This is a genomic window from Shewanella sp. MMG014, assembly GCF_018100775.1.
Lineage (GTDB): Bacteria > Pseudomonadota > Gammaproteobacteria > Enterobacterales > Shewanellaceae > Shewanella > Shewanella japonica.
Genome location: NZ_JAGJDZ010000001.1, coordinates 563,184 through 582,454 on the forward strand (window position 1 = coordinate 563,184; position 19,271 = coordinate 582,454).

Below are 19,271 nucleotides of genomic sequence, written 5' to 3' on the forward strand. Positions count from 1 at the left end.
ATTAATTGAAAGTGTGTACACTAAGGGGATTACAACGAAAAAGAGAAATTGGTACTCAGGTCAATGGCAAAGTTAATCACTTTATTCAAATTACTGCCAAAAGCGCATCAAATTGCACTCAGTTTATTAGTAATTTTCACGATGATTATCGTGCTATTCCCCTCTGATGATGTCCAAGCGTCAAAACAAGTCACTTCTGGTAGTGTTGATATCTCTGCTCGCATTAATGCACAACACACTAATCAAGATAATACTCAGTCATCATCACCTAATAAACAGTCTGAATATTCTGTGCCACTTGCATTTAGAACGCCCACTCCGCCAGGCCAATCTCGTCGATCCACTACGTCTGAAATGACACGACAAGATACGGATACCTTAACGCCATCTAAAGACAGTAATCCTATTGCTAACCTTGACCCATTATCGGTTTCGGATAATACCCTACTATCAACCCCAAAAGACCAAGAAAACGCAGTCCCTTATCGAGAAGCTGACTTACTGTCCCATAAAAGCTATAAAGTGGCCAAAGGAGATACCTTTGGCGGACTGGCAAACCGAGCGGGATTAACACCGCGAGATGTTTATCAAATCACTCGCTTGCCAAAGTCCAAGAAAAATTTATTAAAAATTATGCCCGGTGAAGAGCTCACTGTGACAAAGGATGCTCAGGGCGAAGTGACAGAGCTGAGTTATCAGATGGATAAGATTTCCACACTGGTGATAACCAAGAACCAAGATAAATTTGAAGAAAAGGTAACGGTTAAAACCATCACCTTAGAAACTAAATTTATCACAGCCAATATAAGCAGTAACTTTTGGAATGCTGCCGCCACTGCTGGGTTATCAGCAAATCACATTATGCAACTGGCAAACATTTTTGGTTGGGATATCGATTTTGCACTGGATATCCGTAAGGACGATCATTTTGCGCTGATGTTCGAAGAAGAATACGTTGATGGTCAATTTATCGGCACAGGGAATATTCTTGCTGCTGAGTTTTACAACCAAGGCGAACGATATACCGCAGTTAGATACACTGACGGAGAATATTATTCAGAATCAGGTGATAGCATGCGTAAAGCATTCTTACGCTCTCCGGTTGATTTTAAGTACGTCAGCTCTAACTTTAACCCACGCCGACTACACCCTGTGACAGGGCAAGTGAAAGCGCACCGAGGTGTCGACTATGTTGCCGCTATTGGTACGCCAATTAAAGCTGCAGGTCGTGGTAAAGTGGTTGAGGCTAGCTACAACAAGTACAACGGTAATTATGTTTTCATTAAGCATAACGATACTTACACAACCAAGTATTTGCACTTAACCAAAAGAAAAGTAAAACGTGGCGATACCGTAAAACAAGGTCAAATTATTGGTACCTTAGGTAAAACGGGCCGCGTGACTGGCGCACACTTGCATTATGAATTTATCGTCAATGGTGTGCACCGTAATCCCCGCACAATAAAGCTGCCAAAATCACAGCCTATTGATAAAAAAGAGAAGTCACAGTTTGATGCGTTAAGTAAGCAATTAATGGCTAAAATCGAGCAAAACAAGCAATTGCATTACGCCAGTAACTCGACAAACTAGCATTCAATGCGCAGCCTTGAATCCACCTTTTATCGTAATACTAGAAGTTAATATTTACGGCGAGTATTTACCATGAGTATTGGCTGCCTTTTTTATGACTACACAGATAATGAGCATTACCATGAATGCAACGAACGCTATATCTCAGAAACAAACTCACACAACTCAAACTGACGGCAGCAACACGCAGTCGCCAGGTTACTTCATAGGGTTAATGTCTGGCACTAGCATGGATGGCATTGATGCTGTATTGGTTGACTTCTCAAATAATCATATCGAACTAATAGCAACTCATACCCTTGAAATTCCTGCTCATATATTAAATAACCTACATCGTTTATGTTCCCCAAATTCTGATGAAATTAATATTATGGGAAGAACAGATCGCGCAATGGGGTTGTTATTTGCCCAAGCAGTTAATGAGCTAGTCGACCGTGCGGGAATTGATAAATCTGCGGTTATTGCCATTGGCAGTCACGGGCAAACAATTCGGCATATGCCTAATTTAGAGCAAGGCTTTACGCTGCAAATTGGCGATCCTGAAACCATCGCCGTTGAAACCGATATTAATGTTATTGCCGATTTTCGTCGTAAAGATATTGCTTTAGGTGGACAAGGCGCACCGCTTGTTCCAGCATTTCATCATGCCAGCTTTGCTCAGAAAGATTGTCACCGCTTTATTCTCAATATTGGAGGCATAGCGAACATTACTTACCTCAATGGTGACAGTGAAGCAGTCATTGGATTTGATACAGGCCCAGGTAATACCTTGATGGATGCGTATATTAATCAAGAGTTACAACGCCCTTTTGATGAATCAGGACAATGGGCAGCTTCTGGTAACACCGACCCAGCGTTTCTAAAGCAACTTTTATCTCACCCCTACTTCGCATTGGATTACCCTAAAAGTACGGGCCGGGAGCTATTTAACCAAGCATGGCTTGAACAGCAATTGGCTAACTTCTCTCATCTACAACCTGCTGATATTCAGTCCACGCTACTTGACTTAACCTGTCACTCTATTGCTAACGACATTCAAGCCATTGCTAAAAATGGAGAAGTGTTTGTCTGCGGTGGTGGCGCTTTAAATTCAGAGTTAATGAAGCGACTTAAGCAATTACTGCCTCAACTGTCACTTTCTACCACCAGCGACATTGGTATCGATCCTAAATGGGTTGAAGGAATCGCTTTTGCTTGGCTCGCAATGCGCCATGTATTAGGAAAAACCGGGAACTTACCCGCAGTGACAGGAGCAAAACGAGCTGCGATTTTAGGTAATTTTTACAGCGCTTATTAACCATTACCTTCATTCAATAACATGATGCAGCGACGAATGAAAATACATCGCTTCAGCCTTCCCATTTTCATCACTCAAGCTCCCATCAATTTATCAATGATGTTCAATTGAATTTATAAAGGTTTACTGCTTAACTCTTTGTGGACGTTAATTGTGTTTTAAACAGCAGTATTCAATTTTTATAAGGACATTTAAATGAGTATTCAGCAAAAAATGTTAGCAGAGTTCATTGGTACTTTGTGGCTCGTATTAGGAGGTTGTGGTAGTGCCGTTATCGCTGCGGCATTTCCGGATGTCGGCATTGGGTTATTAGGTGTTGCCTTAGCATTTGGGTTAACCGTTCTTACGATGGCCTTTGCAATTGGTCATATTTCAGGGTGCCACTTAAACCCAGCTGTATCTTTTGGATTATGGGCAGGCGGTCGTTTCCCGACTGCGGAACTAGCACCATATATCCTTGCCCAAGTCGCGGGGGGGATTGCTGGTGCAGGGGTGTTGTTTTTAATCGCGAGTGGTCAAGATGGTTTTAGTCTTGCAGGTGGGTTTGCATCAAATGGATTTGGCGAACATTCACCAGGCGGTTATAGCATGACATCCGTGCTGATCACAGAAGTGGTCATGACCTTATTCTTTTTATTAATCATACTTGGTGCGACAGATGCACGTGCTCCAGCTGGCTTTGCTCCCATTGCCATAGGTTTAGGCTTAACTTTAATCCATTTAATCAGTATTCCTGTTTCTAACACATCTGTAAATCCAGCTAGAAGTACTGGTCCTGCGCTTTTTGTTGGAGACTGGGCATTGTCGCAGTTATGGTTATTCTGGGTTGCGCCAATCGCTGGGGCGATTCTCGCTGGTATGATCTTCCGCTTTTTTGAGCAACCCGCTGAGCATTAGTATATTGAGTGAGGCTATATCTATCAAAGAGCACCGAGTGTGCTCTTTTCTTTTTCAATTTAGCAGTCAATGTTATCATGACCCAATTGCGTTACTGTACGCCACATTTGCGACACCTTGTTATGAGAGCCAACCATGAGCAGCAAAATGAAATCAATTGCCGACCAACTTAATATGACCCCTGAAGCACGCTATGACTATTTAGTTGAGCAAGTTAAACAAGAACAACAAATCTGGAGCCTGCAAGATCAAGATGGCTGTGTCATGCTAACAACAGAAGATGAAGATTGTATCCCGATGTGGCCTTCTGAAGAAGCGGCAAAACTTTGGGCTGTTGAAGAGTGGAAAGATTGTGAACCACTATCAATTCCATTAAGTGAATTCCAACAACGTTGGGTGTCTGGTATGGAAGAAGATGACCTATTTGTTGCCGTTTTCCCCGTTCAAGAAGATCTGGGGGTTGTTATCCCACCTTATGAACTTGACCAACGTTTAACGCCAAAGAAACAAGCTAAACACTAATCGAGTTTTATCATTTACGCTGTAGCTGGCTAAATGCTCAATCAGTGCACTTATAATGAGGATTTATGAAGCGTGCTTAATAAGCTTAGTTTTTAATGCCCTCAGCCGTTGCAGCGCAAATGATGAAGTAAAACAAGGCGTAACTGTCGAAGTAATAAACAAAAGAATAATAAACAATAAAGTTAAGGCGTTATGACTGATAATAAAAACAACCCTCAACAAGAAACTGAACTTAACACTGACAACCGTACGTCTGATCAACTTTCAGAAGTGACAGACAGCGCACCAGCACCTCAAGAGCAAAACAAACCTCTCTTTCCTAAGCGACTCATCGCGTTAATGTGTGTGTATGTTATTACCTCTGTCAGCGGTTTGATGGCTCAACAAGGGGTTTTATTATGCATATTGACCTTGATGATGGTGCTAGGTGTTGCGGGTAGACAAAAAGCTGCACTTTATATGCTGCGAGCCTATGCCATATTACAACTCGCGTTATACAGCGCTTTACCAGCCATCATGTATGATCCCGATAATATCGTTGCAGGCCCCACGACTGTTGATTTTGGATTTATGCAAATGGTGTTATCTGACTGGGTCATCTTTACAGTTTTAATCGTACTTGCATTAATACAGGTATGGATAAGTTTTGATAAAGCAGTTTTAAAGTGGTTCAAACCTAGAATGAACTTTAATATTATCAGCTAATAACAGCTAAACCCTGCCATTCAGATATGAAAAAAGCCGTCTTTAGACGGCTTTTTTATGACTCGTAAACTGTTAAAAGCTTAAACCGAGAAGCTCGCTCCACAACCACAGGTGGTTGTTGCATTAGGATTTTTAACGAAAAAGCGAGAACCTTCAAGGCCAGAAGTGTAATCAACTTCGCCCCCAACTAAGTATTGAAGACTCATAGGATCGACAACCAGTTGAACTCCTTGCTTTTCAATCGTGAAGTCACCTTCGTTCACTTTTTCATCGAAAGTAAAACCGTATTGAAAACCTGAACAACCGCCACCTGTTACATATACACGAAGCTTTAATTCAGGGTTCTGCTCTTCTTCTAACAGTCCCTTCACTTTCGTTGCCGCAGCGTCAGTAAATTGAATTGGCATTGCTGCATCTGTTTGTTCAGTCATTACTACCTCTTACTTCAGTTTCAGGTCGGAATTATCTATTACCTGACTAATTTGTTCAAGTATTACTCTTAGTTCTTTTTTAGCTTTCTAGTAACTCTGCGATCTCAAACGTTTGCTCAATACGTCCCCCTTTCACTCCTCGGGTTGCATTGACTTGAACGACAGCTTTAATTCTCTGTAAATCAAACCCTTGAGGTAAGCTAATCTCTGCATCAAACATTTGGAAGTAACGAAAACCAAAATTAAACTTTTCAATGTCGAGATCATTTAATGAAATTTCAATTTGTTCATTATCTTGAACGCCAACAAGAACCACATCAGCCACACCCTTCACGCTATTTTTACGTTTTTGTAGCTGAGTTAAAATCAAGCGTAATTGATAACGGTTTGGCAATAAACCTTTAGAAAGTTCAAGACCATGAATGGCAATGCCATCGACTTCTTTCTCCGGTGACATCAAGCTGCGATAAAATGCCAACTCTTGCTCTAGGTTTTTCTGTTTCTGAATTTGTTTACTGAACATTTGCTTCATATTTGCATTGGCTTCTTTTTCAATCGCTAATGCCATTTCAAGGCGAGAAACCACATGGGATTGACGTTTAAGTTCAGTATTTAGGCTAGTGATTTCTGCCGATGCTTGCTCTGGTTCCACCACCTCAGCAATAAACACCGTGTGGCTTAACACTCCAATAAGAAAGCTCACGGCAATGAGTGCAGTTAGATATAAGCCAGACGAGCGAAATTTACGTTCTTGAACTTGCAAGCGGTCAAGCAAGCGATGATAATTTAGCATTAGGTAACAAGCCCTTAATAAAATACAATGACAACAATTCGCCCTTAAATGGATCTTAGGCAATACAGTGCAAATTAAGATAAATAAAGCCGCTATTATTCACGCCAAAGCTGCGACACGCAAATATCTTCGTAATGATTTGAGAGATAAGCTTTCTCAAGCGAAGATTAGTGCGCAACTTTGCGTCATAGCACTGCTATTTGCCATTATTGCATCTGGGGTCATAATCCTATTTCGGCTTGCGCTGGGTTGGGCTCAAGAACACACCATTCCAGAAGCAACAGATTTTTCAAGCGCTGTAAGTGATTGGCGAACTTATTTGCCTATTGTTGGCGCCTTACTCATATGGGTTGTGGCAGGCATTGGTTCAAAGCGGTACCGCCGAATGGGCATTGCTTATGTACTGCATCGTTTCAAGCTACATTATGGCAAAGTGCCGCTTCAATCGGCTCCTGGACAGTTTTTTCAAGCGCTCATTGCTTTAATCGCCAACTTCTCAGTGGGTAAAGAAGGCCCAGCGATTCACCTAGGAGCGACCAGCGCGAGTTACCTTGCTGAAAAATTCAAGCTTCCTGATAACAGTGTACGTATTATGTGCGCTAGCGGTATTGCTGCTGGTATCGCCGCCATTTTTAACGCTCCATTGGCTGCCGTGTTATTTGTATTTGAAGTCATCGTCCGTGAATACAAAATCCATTATTTTTTCCCCATTATGTTATCAGCAATTTGCGGAGCACTTTCAAGCCAACTGGTGTTTGGTAACATCCACGAATACGATCTCATTACGGTGACTCGTATCCCGCTTGATCATTACCCCATCCTAGCGTTAGGGGGCATCGTACTTGGCTGCGCAGCCGCAGGGTTTAATCATTCATTATTAAAGATGACGGCAATTGGCCAACATTGGCCACTTATTTATCGCTTAATGATAGCAGCAAGTGTCACAACGCTTATTGGACTGTTCTTGCCTCAAGCGCTCGGCTCTGGTGATTTAGCGATTCAAGCAACCATTATTGATAACCCGAGTTTACTGTTTTTACTCGCACTATTAGTGGGTAAAATTATTGCCACTATTGCAGCAATAGGCTTTGGTATTCCAGGTGGTTTAATCGGCCCACTTTACGGGATTGGCGCGCTTATTGGGGCAATACTCGCACTAGTAAGTGCGATATTTTTTCCATCTATTGCACCATATGTGGGGCTATATACCGTCATTGGCATGACTGCCATGATGGGCGTATGTCTCAGTGCACCTTTAGCTGCTTTAGTTGCACTATTAGAATTGACCAACGACGCCTCAATCATCCTTCCTGCAATGTTTGTGACCATTCCTGCATTTTTGATTGCCTATCAGGGCTTTAATACCAGCTCGGTCTTTTTAAAACAGCTGGATATTATGGGGCTTGGATATAAAGTCCCACCGGTGAATCAAGGATTACAGAAAAAAGGCGTGCGTGCTTTGATGGATAGACGTTTTGTTATCGTCAATGATAATGACGATCTATTGCTAGAAGTCATGAAACGGGCAGAAGGCAGACCGGTATTAGTCAGAAATGCAGAATCTCAAATTCAAATGTTGAGCCTTGAAATGCAATCCTTTGAAGATTCAACCACCTTGTCACGCCATGTTATGCAAGGATTTCCAGATACTGCCACTCTCAATGAAGTATATGAGTTGCTGTCGATTAAGCGTCGTGGCGAAGTGTATATTTACCGAGACAATAATCAGCATATTGTGGGGGTTATTAGCTGGGCAAACCTCTGGCAAGAAATCCGCTCAGGTCAGGTGTAATCAGTATATCAAAACACTGAGTTACTCTAAGTTCATCGTCATTGCCTATTGTTCTCATATGGCTAATCTGTGTTATGTCTAAAAAGTGATAAATAATCATTAGCGAGATTTAATATTCATTCACTCTCTGTTAAAATCTCGCCTCAGCCACCCTACATAACCACAGAATAAATAGCCCTATTTATTCTCCTAATAATTGGAAATCAGGCTGATGACACAGTTTAGCGGTTCTCACATTCTTTCAGTTAATCAACTGGATCTTGATGCAATCAATACTATTTTTAATGTCGCTGAAGACATGACGCCTTACGCTTTACGAGAAAAGCGCACTAAGGTGTTAGACGGTGCAATTTTAGGTAATTTGTTTTTTGAACCTAGCACACGTACCCGAGTCAGTTTTGGCTGTGCATTTAACTTACTTGGCGGTCATGTTAGAGAAACAGTCGGGATGGGCTCATCATCTTTATCTAAAGGTGAGTCGTTATACGATACCGCAAGAGTGTTATCGACATACTCCGATGTGATTGCAATGCGTCACCCTGAACCTTTTTCAGTAAAAGAGTTTGCCGAAGGCAGTCGAGTACCGGTCATTAATGGTGGTGACGGTTCAAACGAGCATCCGACTCAAGCACTACTGGATTTATTTACCATCCAAAAAGAATTAAGCCATCATGGACAAGATATCAGCGGAATGCATATCGCGATGGTTGGTGACTTAAAACATGGGCGAACTGTGCATTCTTTATCACGGTTACTTTGCATGTATAAAGACATTCAATTCACATTAATTTCCCCAACTGACCTAGCAATGCCTGACTATGTGATCAGTGACATTGAAAATGCTGGTCATAAGATCACAATAACAGATCAGTTAGAAGGTAATTTACATCAAGCTGATATACTCTATCTGACTCGTATTCAGGAAGAACGCTTCCCATCACAAGATGAAGCGGACAAATATCGCGGTAAGTTTAGATTAAACCACAGTATTTACACGCAACACTGTAAATCCAATACTGTGATTATGCATCCATTACCTCGTGACTCACGCGCGGCAGCAAATGAATTAGATAATGATTTAAATAGCCACCCAAGTCTGGCCATATTCAGACAAGCGGACAATGGGCTACTTATTCGAATGGCACTTTTTGCGTTAACACTTGGTGTTGAAAACGAGTTAAAACAACACGAGTGCCCAGTTAATTGGTATTCACGAAAAGCTGATAGATAGTCAGCTGAAGAAATTAGAAGGATTTCACATGACCCGCTCAGAAGCGCTTTTTGAACAAGCAAAACAAACCATCCCTGGTGGCGTAAACTCACCAGTCCGTGCCTTTAATGGTGTTGGTGGCTCGCCACTTTTCATCGAAAAAGCTGATGGTGCTTATATTTACGATGCTGATGGCAAAAAATATATCGACTATGTTGGTTCTTGGGGCCCGATGATTTTAGGCCACAACAACCCGCAAATCCGCCAAGCAGTATTAGAAGCGGTAGAGAACGGTTTGTCATTTGGTGCGCCAACTGAACTTGAAGTTAAAATGGCTGAAAAAGTTATTGAAATGGTGCCATCAATCGAACAAGTTCGTATGGTCAGTTCTGGTACTGAAGCCACAATGAGTGCGATTCGCTTAGCACGTGGTTTCACCAACCGTGACAAAATCTTAAAGTTTGAAGGTTGTTACCATGGTCATGCTGATTGCTTATTAGTTAAAGCTGGCTCTGGTGCTTTAACCCTTGGTCAACCAAGCTCTCCTGGTATTCCTGAAGACTTTGCTAAGCACACACTAACCGCGGTTTATAATGACTTAGACTCAGTTAGAGCGATCTTCAATGAACATCCTGAGGCTATCTCTTGTATCATTCTTGAGCCTGTTGCTGGCAACATGAACTGCATCCCTCCTGTTGAGGGCTTCCTTGAAGGCTTACGTGCAATTTGTGATGAGTTCGGTGCATTAATGATCATTGACGAAGTCATGACGGGTTTCCGCGTATCTAAAAGCGGTGCACAAGGCCACTACAATGTGAAGCCAGATCTTACGACGCTAGGTAAAGTGATTGGCGGTGGCATGCCAGTCGGTGCTTTTGGTGGCCGTAAAGATGTGATGCAGTACATTGCTCCTACGGGCCCTGTGTATCAAGCTGGTACGTTATCAGGTAACCCTATTGCCATGACTGCGGGTCTAGCGCAAATGGACGCATTATGTCAGCCTGGCCTTTACGAAGAATTAACCGCTAAGACCAAGCGCATTGCTGAAGGCTTTAAAGCGGCTGCTGATAAGCATGGTATTCCATTAAGCATTAACCAAGTGGGCGGTATGTTTGGTTTCTTCTTTACTGAAGACACAAACCCAATCACCAGCTTTGACCAAGTGACTCAATGTAACATGGATCATTTCCGTCATTTCTATCACTTAATGCTTGATGAAGGCGTTTACTTAGCACCAAGTGCTTATGAAGCTGGCTTCTTATCTATGGCTCACGGTGAAGAAGAGCTTGAATTAACACTTGCTGCTGCAGATAAAGCATTTGCTGCATTAAAGGCGTTATAACCCTTTGCTTGAGCGATGAGTTAAAATAGAAAAAAGGCGCATTATGCGCCTTTTTTATTTTGCTAAATCTTGCTGATTCACAAGTCATTCAGGTAAATGATTATATCGCTGGCACCTTGAACTGCTCACCATCAATCTCAAGTACAACATCTCTTGGTCTAATTTCGATGACCTTTAACTTGCCTTTAATACTGTCACCTTCTTGAAGCTCTTTACCGTCAACATTCAACCAACGATTTTCTGCTGCAGAAGAATACACATGGGCCTGAATAGAAAACTCTGGCACTTGTAGTTGCACACTGGCAGGTAATTGACCATAGCGAGGGATTTCATCTTTTTTCGGCTCTGGGATCGGGTCAAGCTTTTGTTCTGTCACAGGTGCATTCGCTGATTGCTCATATTCAACTTCTTTTAAAGCAGCTTCAAACGCTGCCATTAAGTTATTGGAATTATCTACAACATTGGCATTTTCATCTGGGGTGATTGACGCCTGTTGTGGCGCTTGAGCTTGTTGCTCAAAGTTAACATCACTTGCCGCAGCACTCACTTTTAATTTCAGAGCATCTAAATCTGAGGCGGTTTTGTAATTTGAGTTTGCACCAAGAATAATTGCATCTTCACCATACAGTGCTTGCAGCTCAGCAGCCGTTAACGGAATGTCATTGTTGGCAGCATTAGCGCTAGGTGATTCATTAAGACGAGTTTCCACTTGAGCAGCTCTTGATACCGATGCTGCAAGCGTTTCTGTTGATGAGTTTGATGTGGTCTCTCTTGGTACAGCTCTAGATTTTGCTGGTGCAGATAAACTTGGCTCTGCTTGACTCGCCGTCACAACGCCTCGATTATCATTCAACCGATAATCATAGACCACATCAGTCACAGACTGTTCTTCTTTCTGATTTACCGCCTGTCTTGAACGATATTCAGGTTGGTTTAGCGGCTTTGCAACTGGTAAAGCCACTTTATTAGCGATTCTAATTTCAGCTTGCTTTTCTTCAGCTGAATTAACGTTAACTTGCGCGCTTGTAACACGAGGCGTGCCGGACACATCAGGCTTTAATAACTTTGCCAGTCCCCACGCTGCCAAAATACCTATTATAATGACCGCAATTAATAGTAAATATTTAACCCAAGATTTAGCAGCGCCAACTTGCTGGTAATTTGCCCTTGGAGTTAATACTGCATCAGGAAGCTCACCCATTTGTTGCTGTTTTTCTTTCGTCACAGCATCTAATAAAATAGACATTAACTACGTCCTGATCTTTGAGTTAACCTTGGCCCTTGCTGGCTCAGATACAGGTTAAGTTGCACTAATGTTTGATTCCCTGCAATACCATCAGCCTTTAGACCATGCAATCTTTGAAAATCCATCAAGGCTTGCTCTAGAGTAGAATCAAAATCATTCACTAATCTTGCCGTTCTATGCTCTATCAATGCCAAACTGTTCTCTAACCATTGTATTTGAGACAAGCTCGATGTGCGGCTAATTTCTCGAGGCAATGTGCTGTCTGAGTGCCATAACAGTTCAAAGGTGCCACTGAAGTATCGATTAAACCAGTCTTTACTCACCCACAATTGTTGTTCACTGAGTTGCAGTAAAATTTGTTCACCTTCTCTTGCAACCACAACTCCGTAAAAAGGCTGTGCTTGTTGATCTTGAAGATATACAACTGCTGGGTAATTTAACCTTGAAATACTATTCCAATTGCCTTGCTGCTGATGACACATTAAGCCTTGTTGCTGCGCAGCCTGACAAGCGGTTAGCCCGATAATGGGTTGTTTATCCCACAAGGCAAACAAACCCGCGAAGGCATTATCAATACTGCGGCTTTGAGACATAGCTGCTCGTAATATGGTTTGATTACCGCTTGGCTGTCGAGCTGACTCGCTTGATTGAGTTTGAGGAATTGACTGTTTAGCCCTTTCACCACTCGAAGACATATCTGATGAATTGCCAATAAAGAAGTATAAAGATGAGCCAAAAGCTAACACTAAAGAAGCTGCAATAATCATCGGCCATTTATTTGAACTTTCAGTGGGTAAATCACCTAAAACTTCGGCAGCTGCTAGCTTAACCATATGGTGATCAATCGGCACTTTAGATTGGCCATAACCCGCCATTAAAGCTCTTTCACATAACAGATTGGTTAATCTAGGGATCCCGCCACTGAATTTATGCAATGCTTTACACGCTTTTTTAGTAAATAACGGCTCAAAACGTCCCGCTACTTGTAATCGGTGCTGAACATACAATTGAATTTCTTCAACTGTTAAGGGTAATAAATGATAACGCGCTGTAATACGCTGTGCTAATTGACGGAGTTCTTGTCGTTTTAATAATTGCTGCAACTCAGGCTGACCAATTAATATGACCTGCAATAGTTTTTTGGTGTCCGTTTCTAAATTTGTTAACAGGCGCAGTTGCTCAAGTACCTCAGCACGAAGATGTTGTGCTTCATCAATAATCAACACTGTGTTGCGATTATTTTGATGATTATTTAGCAAATACTGACTGATTAAATCTGTTAACTGCTTAATGGATGGGTTCTCACCATAGCTAATAGCTAGCTCATCACATAAGGTTGCCAACAATTCTTGTTCAGTCAGCGATGGGTTAAGAATAAAGGCTGTATCGGTATTTTCAGGAAGCTGTTTCAGCAAACAACGTGATACTGTCGTTTTCCCTGTTCCAACCTCACCCGTTAATAATACAAAGCCACCCGTCTCACCTAGTCCATAGGTCAGGTGCGCTAAGGCCTCTCTGTGACGATCACTGAGAAACAAATAATGCGGGTTGGGTGCGATTGAAAATGGATTATCATTTAATCCATAAAATGCTTTATACATCTGGCCAAAAATCCTTATTTAAAACTGACGGCTCACGTTATAGCTTGCGCTGATACTTGTCAAAATTTAGCCGTAGAAATGTTACTCGTGATAAGCTTTAGGTATAAAATTATAATGACGAAGCCAGTAACACAACCTGCTTCTATTTATCTGTTTCATTATCATACTTTGGATATGTCACTTTATGAAAACCTATCTTGTGGGCGGCGCGGTACGTGACTCACTTCTATCACTTCCTATCAAAGATAAAGATTTTGTCGTTGTAGGCAGTACCGTAGAGCAAATGTTTGACTTAGGCTATAGCCAAGTAGGCAAAGACTTTCCTGTTTTTTTACATCCTAAGACTCAACAAGAATATGCGTTAGCACGAACTGAGCGAAAAAACGGACAAGGTTATGCAGGCTTTAGTTGTGATGCCAACCAAAACGTGACATTAGAAGAAGACTTACTCAGACGAGATTTAACGATTAATGCGATGGCTCAGGATGAGTCAGGTAACATTACCGACCCTTATGGTGGCCAAAAAGATATTGAAGCGCGTGTCCTTAGGCATGTATCAAGTGCATTTATTGAAGATCCGTTAAGGGTATTAAGGGTTGCCCGATTTGCCGCTAGATTTGCTCATTTAGATTTTGACATCGCGAGTGAAACAATGGCATTGATGACTCAGATCACCGAGTCTGGCGAACTTGAATTTCTCACCCCTGAAAGAGTATGGCAAGAGGTAGATAAAGCGTTATCAACTGAACGACCTGAAGTGTTTTTCCAACAACTTAGAAAGTGTGGCGCTTTAGCGGTTTTATTCCCGGAAATCGATTGCTTATTTGGCGTTCCACAACCTGAAAAATGGCACCCTGAAATCGACAGTGGTATTCATACTATGATGGTATTACAGGCAGCGACGAAACTGAGCACTAATAAAGCAATACGTTTTGCAGCTTTGGTTCATGACTTAGGTAAAGGCATCACACCAAAAGAGTTGTGGCCTAAGCATCATGGTCATGGCCAAAAAGGCTTACCTATTATCAAAAAGCTATGTCAGCGCCTTAAAACACCCAATGAATTCAAAGAGCTTGCACTATTGTGTAGTGACCAACATCAAAATATACACAATGCTGATGAGCTGAGGCCTGAAACCATTATCAAAATTTTTGATAAAGCAGATTTTTGGCGTAAACCACATCGCTTAGATGACTTATTAATTTGCTGCCAAGCGGATATTCAAGGTAGAACGGGGTTTGAAAATGCTGATTACCCTCAACGTGATTACCTGAAAAAGTGTTTCATTCTTGCACAAGAAGTCAATGTACAAGAGGTGATTAAAGCAGGCTTTCAAGGTAAAGAGATCAAACAGCAATTATCGGTTCGAAGAATTGAGGCAATAAAGCAATTTAAGCAAACTTTGCAAGCCCAAACTTAGTACCTATGGCGCCTTGATGTATTCTTTCAATGAATTCAATACCTAAACTAATCAGCTAAATGTTGAAGCCATTAAAATCTGAATCTGGTGCCGTTTTAAGCAGTTTTAGCCTAAATGATAAGTAAATATGCTTCAATCCATTAGATTTACGATGTTTTTTGTCACTTTTATTGTTATTTGGTATAGCAAAATTTAAAAGCTGTGACATAATTAAACGGCTGCTGGGTATTGTACCTCAGCAATTTATACAACCTATAATGAAGGGATTTTCCATGAACAAGAAAGTATTAATGATTGCTGGTGTTGCTATGACTGCTCTTTTAGGTGGCTGTGCTAACACTACTGCTCTTGAAGAAAGTGTTGCTAACCTAGGTAACAAAGTAGATCAACTATCTGCTGAAGTTAGCTCTTTAAAATCTGATCAAAGCAAAATCGCTGCTGATGTTAAAGATGCAAAAGCTGCATCAATGGACGCACAAGCAGAAGCTAAGCGTGCTAACGACCGTATCGACAACATGGCTTCTTCTTACAAAAAGTAAGAATACATGAAAATTAGCTTATTTATTTAGGTTGATTATTAAGGCTTGATAATACTGATTTGACATAACCGTCATTGAATATTTCAAGCCTTAATTGTTTCTAGTGCGACATCTTTTATGCTATTTCATTCATCTTCACTAGCAGTAATTCAATAGTAACAACATAACCCTATCAGCGCTTCTTTAGGTGCAGTAACACATAATCAAACTCTAGTTGTTCAAAGCTTGTTTGTTTAATTTGATGCGCCAACTCGTCGTTTACTCGCCAGCTAAGGTTATTCATATCTAATAAAGTAATTGCCTGTTCACCCGATACATCTGCATTAAACTTAATCTCGGTTGTATTAATTATTTCAACATCTTTCGGTAGATTGAGTTGCTGCGGTTTTTCAAGCAAATTTTGATAGATTTTTTGCTTCAGCTGCCATAAATGTCTCGCGCCTGGTACAAGTAACAATAAAGCGCCATTTGCCTTTAACACTCGTAAACATTCTTTACCTTTTAGCTGCGCCTCAAAAACAGTCACAATATCTATTGCGTCAGATTTAAAAGGAAGCTTTTTAAACGGTGTTAACAATAAATTTGCTGGAGTGCTATCTTTACTCGCTGCAAATAAGGCATTGTCCGCCTCAGATACGCCCCAATGTGTAACATTATCTTCAGCTTGTGCTGATAGTGTTGATAGTGTTGATAGTGCTCGAATATAAAAACCATCATTACACTGGTAATTCAGATGATTAACTTCGTCTTTGCCTTCCGCTACGTCAGAAAATACACTCGATACTTGTTTAACTAACGGCGATAAAATACCTGATGCCTTCAAAAAACGTTTTGCTCTAAGCTGCTGCCTACTCTCGGAACTGCCTTTAAATTTAGGCGATGTGACAAACGACCAATAGCCTTGAGCATTTTTATCAATGTGATGTTTGTTATTGCAATAATAACCTTGAGATTGCTCATGTAACTGCAGCGATTCAGCACAAATCGGGCAAACTAATATTGAATCCATAACGAGAAAACATCCTTACAGTGGCAGTATTGGGTATGAGTTTTTCGAAGAAAAAGTGTAGGAAACAAAAAACGGGTGCTAGCACCCGTTTTTCAAGATAGCTTATTTTACAGGAAAATAAAGCCACATAATACGGCGCCTAGCATTAATCGATACAACACAAATGGTGTCATACCAATCTTACTAATGATTTTTAGGAAGAAGAAAATACAGGTATATGCAGCAACAAAAGAAACGGCAACGCCTAATAGTAATTCAGTGTAATCCATGGTGAGATCGCCAGAAATCACGTCTTTACTCATTAAAATAGCCGCACCTAAAATGACAGGAATAGACATTAAAAATGAAAAGCGAGCCGCTGCGTCGCGATTAAGACCTAGCATCAATGCTGCGGTAATGGTGATACCAGAACGTGAAGTACCCGGAATAATTGCCATAGCTTGCGCGAAGCCGATTAATAACGCTTTACGCCAACCCGTTTGATATTCAGTGAGTTCATTACGAGCCATTTTATCACCTACCCATAAAAGCAGACCAAAAATAACCGTCGTAATAGCAATCACACCAGGGCCACGTAAGTAAGTCTCAATTAAGTCTTTTGCCATGAAGCCAAAAAATACCGCTGGAAGCGTCGCTAGAATAATCCACCAAGCTAATTTACTGTCATCGGTGTGAACACCTTTCGTTATACTGGCAATCCAGGCTTTCAACATGGCCCAAATCTCTGTTCTAAAGTAAATCACAACAGCCAACAATGAACCTATATGCACTGCAACATCAAAGGCTAAGCCTTGATCTTCCCAGCCTAAAATCTGCGAAGGTAAAATAAGATGAGCTGAACTTGAAATGGGTAAGAACTCTGTTAGCCCTTGAATAAGCGCTAAAAAGATAACCTGAAGCGTTTCCATGTTGTTCCTTTAAATATAATTAACGAGTCAGTATTGCTGGAAAGTCAAATTCTACAGGCCAGATGTTCTGACTCGTTTTATCGTACTCTTCCCACAATGACTGGTATGTTTTAGTGTTTTTTGGATGCTGTAAACTCGGCGCAACTTCTGCAAGCGGCCATAATACAAAGGCATTATAAAGAATTTCACCACGGGGAAGCTCAATTGGAAATTGGCAAACCTCGTTGTCATAAAGCAGTAAATCGATATCTAAACTTCGCGGACTAAATTTTTTCTCGCCACGAATACGTCCATTTTGTTTTTCAATACGTTTAAAAGTGGCAACCACATCCGCAATACTCATTTCAGTATCTGCTGCAGCAACCATATTTAAAAAGTTAGTGCCATTAAAGCCCACAGCTTCACTTTCAAACATTCTTGATAGGGTTAATTGACCAAATTGTTCGTGTAGGTCAATTAGTCCCGACTGCATGTGCTCAACAGGATCAATGTTGGTGCCCAAGCTGATATAAATACGTGCCATTAACTCATCCGAAATTATACAGAGCGATTATGAATATTTGATTAATTGAAACATGTTAACTGTCAATTAAATGTGATTACCACTTAAATAAAGTCCATTAACGATGGACATCATATATGACCACGTTCAATGACTACGCCGACTGATTTTGCCGTTGGTACTGCACCCGGTTTCATAACAGCGACCTTTACCCACAAAACATTAAATTCATTGATTAAACAATTAGCGACCATTTCAGCAACGGTTTCAATCAACTCTATCGGCTTTTCAGTAATTAGCGCAGTTAAACGATTAGAGACAGTTTCATAACACAGAGCATGTTGATAATCGTCTGAAGCGGCAGCCAGTTTGTTATCCCAAGCCATATCTAAATCTATCAGTAATGTTTGGTGTATTTTCTTTTCCCACTCATAAATACCGATAACAGTTTCAACTTTTAGTTCGCGTATTAATACTTTATCCATGTGAACTCCAAGGTTTACACGTCTTTTCATAAATATTTCAGCTGAAAAGGCTGAAAATTAACTCAAATAGCAGTTATTATAGATCTCGCCTTTTTCCTAAGCGATTTACGCAGTAGGATAACGGCTGTAATCTTTGAACGTGTCACGATGTAACAGAGCGTATTAACCCAATTATCAGGTTACGTCTCAAGTGAAATAAATTAATGGGCGATGATACCCTAAGAAGTGAAAGGAAACCAATTTGAGCGCAGTTACAATCACTATTTTGATGATTATAACCGCCTACTTAGCCGGTTCTATCTCAAGTGCAATTCTCGTATGTAAATTACGTGGTTTGCCAGATCCCCGCACGGAAGGCTCGGGGAATCCAGGCGCAACAAATGTGCTCAGGATTGGTGGTGCCAGTTCAGCGGCATTAGTGTTATTTTTTGACATGCTCAAAGGAGCAGCCCCAAGTTATTTTAGCTATGTGCTAGGACAAGATGCCGTTTCGTTAGGCTTAATCGCTATTGCAGCCTGTTTAGGCCATATCTACCCGATATTTTTTAATTTCCAAGGCGGTAAAGGCGTTGCTACAGCATTTGGTGCTATGGCACCGATTGGCGGGGATTTAGCATTATGTTTAATTGCCACATGGATAGTCTTTGTCTTTTTGACTCGTTATTCATCTCTTGCAGCTATCTTAACCGCCATACTCGCTCCCGTTTATACTTGGTGGCTTGATGACAGGTTTACCATTCCTGTTGCTATGCTGTCACTGCTAATTGTAATTAGGCATAAAGACAACATAAAGCGCTTACGTATTGGTGAAGAAAGTAAGTTATCGAGAAAAAAGAAAGCATCAACTGAACACAATTGATTTAATCCCCTTCACACTGGATAAATAAAAATTCAAATAAAAAAACCTAAGCCGTAGCTTAGGTTTTTTTACGGGTACTTTAGCCGTTTACATTTAAAGCACCAAGCCTATTACACGTTATAA

General features: G+C 41.0%; 19 protein-coding genes. 11 read left to right on the top strand and 8 right to left on the bottom strand.

The genetic code is table 11. From position 1 onward, the window contains the following. Positions 1-63: 63 nt before the first annotated feature. From J8L86_RS02355 to J8L86_RS02375, 5 genes are all read left to right on the top strand, one after another. Positions 64-1,590, top strand: coding sequence for a peptidoglycan DD-metalloendopeptidase family protein (locus J8L86_RS02355; protein WP_065109024.1), 1,527 nt, complete (start codon positions 64-66; stop codon positions 1,588-1,590). Positions 1,591-1,711: 121 nt separating this feature from the next. Beyond that, positions 1,712-2,887 carry an anhydro-N-acetylmuramic acid kinase gene (locus J8L86_RS02360; RefSeq protein WP_211028507.1) on the top strand — a complete coding sequence of 392 codons (1,176 nt, stop codon included), beginning with the start codon at positions 1,712-1,714 and terminating at the stop codon, positions 2,885-2,887. 195 nt (positions 2,888-3,082) lie between these two features. Beyond that, positions 3,083-3,784, top strand: a complete 702-nt coding sequence (gene aqpZ, locus J8L86_RS02365) for an aquaporin Z (RefSeq protein ID WP_055024235.1) — start codon at positions 3,083-3,085, stop codon at positions 3,782-3,784. A gap of 135 nt (positions 3,785-3,919) precedes the next feature. Then, complete coding sequence (locus tag J8L86_RS02370) at positions 3,920-4,306, top strand: DUF2750 domain-containing protein (protein WP_055024236.1); 387 nt, start codon at positions 3,920-3,922, stop codon at positions 4,304-4,306. Positions 4,307-4,498: 192 nt separating this feature from the next. After that, entirely contained in the window at positions 4,499-5,011 is a 513-nt protein-coding gene (locus J8L86_RS02375) for a hypothetical protein (RefSeq protein ID WP_231919070.1), read from the top strand. 80 nt (positions 5,012-5,091) lie between these two features. Here J8L86_RS02375 and erpA read toward each other — a convergent pair whose 3' ends face one another. Next, on the bottom strand, positions 5,092-5,442 hold the full coding sequence (erpA, locus tag J8L86_RS02380; protein ID WP_055024237.1) for an iron-sulfur cluster insertion protein ErpA: 351 nt from the start codon (positions 5,440-5,442) through the stop codon (positions 5,092-5,094). 79 nt (positions 5,443-5,521) lie between these two features. Next, a complete protein-coding gene (locus tag J8L86_RS02385) occupies positions 5,522-6,235 on the bottom strand; it encodes a DUF6776 family protein (RefSeq protein WP_231919069.1) in 714 nt (237 codons plus the stop codon). A 67-nt stretch (positions 6,236-6,302) separates the two neighbouring features. Here J8L86_RS02385 and J8L86_RS02390 point away from each other — a divergent pair, with 67 nt between their 5' ends. The 3 genes from J8L86_RS02390 (at position 6,303) to hemL (ending at position 10,579) form a co-directional block, all read left to right on the top strand. After that, positions 6,303-8,027: a chloride channel protein gene (locus J8L86_RS02390; RefSeq protein WP_065109023.1), complete on the top strand. Its 1,725-nt coding sequence runs from the start codon at positions 6,303-6,305 to the stop codon at positions 8,025-8,027. A 211-nt stretch (positions 8,028-8,238) separates the two neighbouring features. Beyond that, the gene (locus J8L86_RS02395) at positions 8,239-9,258 is read left to right on the top strand and encodes an aspartate carbamoyltransferase (protein WP_055024240.1); all 1,020 of its coding nucleotides are present in this window, start codon (positions 8,239-8,241) and stop codon (positions 9,256-9,258) included. 28 nt (positions 9,259-9,286) lie between these two features. Continuing rightward, positions 9,287-10,579 carry a glutamate-1-semialdehyde 2,1-aminomutase gene (gene hemL / locus J8L86_RS02400; RefSeq protein ID WP_055024241.1) on the top strand — a complete coding sequence of 431 codons (1,293 nt, stop codon included), beginning with the start codon at positions 9,287-9,289 and terminating at the stop codon, positions 10,577-10,579. Between the two features lie 100 nt (positions 10,580-10,679). Here hemL and J8L86_RS02405 read toward each other — a convergent pair whose 3' ends face one another. Together J8L86_RS02405 and J8L86_RS02410 are read right to left on the bottom strand one after the other, a co-directional pair. Next, complete coding sequence (locus J8L86_RS02405; RefSeq protein WP_211028509.1) at positions 10,680-11,825, bottom strand: general secretion pathway protein GspB; 1,146 nt, start codon at positions 11,823-11,825, stop codon at positions 10,680-10,682. Beyond that, entirely contained in the window at positions 11,825-13,426 is a 1,602-nt protein-coding gene (locus J8L86_RS02410; protein WP_211028517.1) for an ExeA family protein, read from the bottom strand. Before J8L86_RS02410 ends, J8L86_RS02405 begins: the two co-directional genes overlap by 1 nt. A gap of 184 nt (positions 13,427-13,610) precedes the next feature. On the opposite strand from J8L86_RS02410, the gene J8L86_RS02415 reads away from it, so the two are divergent. Both J8L86_RS02415 and J8L86_RS02420 read left to right on the top strand, forming a co-directional pair. After that, positions 13,611-14,846, top strand: coding sequence for a multifunctional CCA addition/repair protein (locus J8L86_RS02415; RefSeq protein ID WP_211028519.1), 1,236 nt, complete (start codon positions 13,611-13,613; stop codon positions 14,844-14,846). Between the two features lie 272 nt (positions 14,847-15,118). Next, complete coding sequence (locus tag J8L86_RS02420; protein WP_055024245.1) at positions 15,119-15,385, top strand: Lpp/OprI family alanine-zipper lipoprotein; 267 nt, start codon at positions 15,119-15,121, stop codon at positions 15,383-15,385. A gap of 172 nt (positions 15,386-15,557) precedes the next feature. Here J8L86_RS02420 and J8L86_RS02425 read toward each other — a convergent pair whose 3' ends face one another. From J8L86_RS02425 to folB, 4 genes are all read right to left on the bottom strand, one after another. Further along, complete coding sequence (locus J8L86_RS02425) at positions 15,558-16,394, bottom strand: SAM-dependent methyltransferase (protein WP_211028521.1); 837 nt, start codon at positions 16,392-16,394, stop codon at positions 15,558-15,560. 107 nt (positions 16,395-16,501) lie between these two features. Then, a complete protein-coding gene (locus tag J8L86_RS02430) occupies positions 16,502-17,302 on the bottom strand; it encodes an undecaprenyl-diphosphate phosphatase (RefSeq protein WP_055024247.1) in 801 nt (266 codons plus the stop codon). A 19-nt stretch (positions 17,303-17,321) separates the two neighbouring features. Next, positions 17,322-17,825, bottom strand: a complete 504-nt coding sequence (gene folK / locus J8L86_RS02435; RefSeq protein WP_055024248.1) for a 2-amino-4-hydroxy-6-hydroxymethyldihydropteridine diphosphokinase — start codon at positions 17,823-17,825, stop codon at positions 17,322-17,324. Between the two features lie 110 nt (positions 17,826-17,935). After that, positions 17,936-18,289: a dihydroneopterin aldolase gene (folB, locus tag J8L86_RS02440; RefSeq protein WP_055024249.1), complete on the bottom strand. Its 354-nt coding sequence runs from the start codon at positions 18,287-18,289 to the stop codon at positions 17,936-17,938. Positions 18,290-18,530: 241 nt separating this feature from the next. Here folB and plsY point away from each other — a divergent pair, with 241 nt between their 5' ends. Next, positions 18,531-19,148 carry a glycerol-3-phosphate 1-O-acyltransferase PlsY gene (gene plsY / locus J8L86_RS02445; protein WP_055024250.1) on the top strand — a complete coding sequence of 206 codons (618 nt, stop codon included), beginning with the start codon at positions 18,531-18,533 and terminating at the stop codon, positions 19,146-19,148. Positions 19,149-19,271: the final 123 nt, after the last annotated feature.

Coding starts and splice junctions, on each gene's coding strand:
- J8L86_RS02410 (WP_211028517.1), bottom strand. CDS start 13,426: ATGTATAAAGCATTTTATGGATTAAATGATAATCCATTTTCAATCGCA.
- aqpZ (WP_055024235.1), top strand. CDS start 3,083: ATGAGTATTCAGCAAAAAATGTTAGCAGAGTTCATTGGTACTTTGTGG.
- folK (WP_055024248.1), bottom strand. CDS start 17,825: ATGGCACGTATTTATATCAGCTTGGGCACCAACATTGATCCTGTTGAG.
- J8L86_RS02430 (WP_055024247.1), bottom strand. CDS start 17,302: ATGGAAACGCTTCAGGTTATCTTTTTAGCGCTTATTCAAGGGCTAACA.
- hemL (WP_055024241.1), top strand. CDS start 9,287: ATGACCCGCTCAGAAGCGCTTTTTGAACAAGCAAAACAAACCATCCCT.
- J8L86_RS02415 (WP_211028519.1), top strand. CDS start 13,611: ATGAAAACCTATCTTGTGGGCGGCGCGGTACGTGACTCACTTCTATCA.
- erpA (WP_055024237.1), bottom strand. CDS start 5,442: ATGACTGAACAAACAGATGCAGCAATGCCAATTCAATTTACTGACGCT.
- folB (WP_055024249.1), bottom strand. CDS start 18,289: ATGGATAAAGTATTAATACGCGAACTAAAAGTTGAAACTGTTATCGGT.
- J8L86_RS02405 (WP_211028509.1), bottom strand. CDS start 11,825: ATGTCTATTTTATTAGATGCTGTGACGAAAGAAAAACAGCAACAAATG.
- J8L86_RS02395 (WP_055024240.1), top strand. CDS start 8,239: ATGACACAGTTTAGCGGTTCTCACATTCTTTCAGTTAATCAACTGGAT.
- J8L86_RS02425 (WP_211028521.1), bottom strand. CDS start 16,394: ATGGATTCAATATTAGTTTGCCCGATTTGTGCTGAATCGCTGCAGTTA.
- J8L86_RS02420 (WP_055024245.1), top strand. CDS start 15,119: ATGAACAAGAAAGTATTAATGATTGCTGGTGTTGCTATGACTGCTCTT.
- J8L86_RS02375 (WP_231919070.1), top strand. CDS start 4,499: ATGACTGATAATAAAAACAACCCTCAACAAGAAACTGAACTTAACACT.
- J8L86_RS02370 (WP_055024236.1), top strand. CDS start 3,920: ATGAGCAGCAAAATGAAATCAATTGCCGACCAACTTAATATGACCCCT.
- J8L86_RS02360 (WP_211028507.1), top strand. CDS start 1,712: ATGAATGCAACGAACGCTATATCTCAGAAACAAACTCACACAACTCAA.
- J8L86_RS02355 (WP_065109024.1), top strand. CDS start 64: ATGGCAAAGTTAATCACTTTATTCAAATTACTGCCAAAAGCGCATCAA.
- J8L86_RS02385 (WP_231919069.1), bottom strand. CDS start 6,235: ATGCTAAATTATCATCGCTTGCTTGACCGCTTGCAAGTTCAAGAACGT.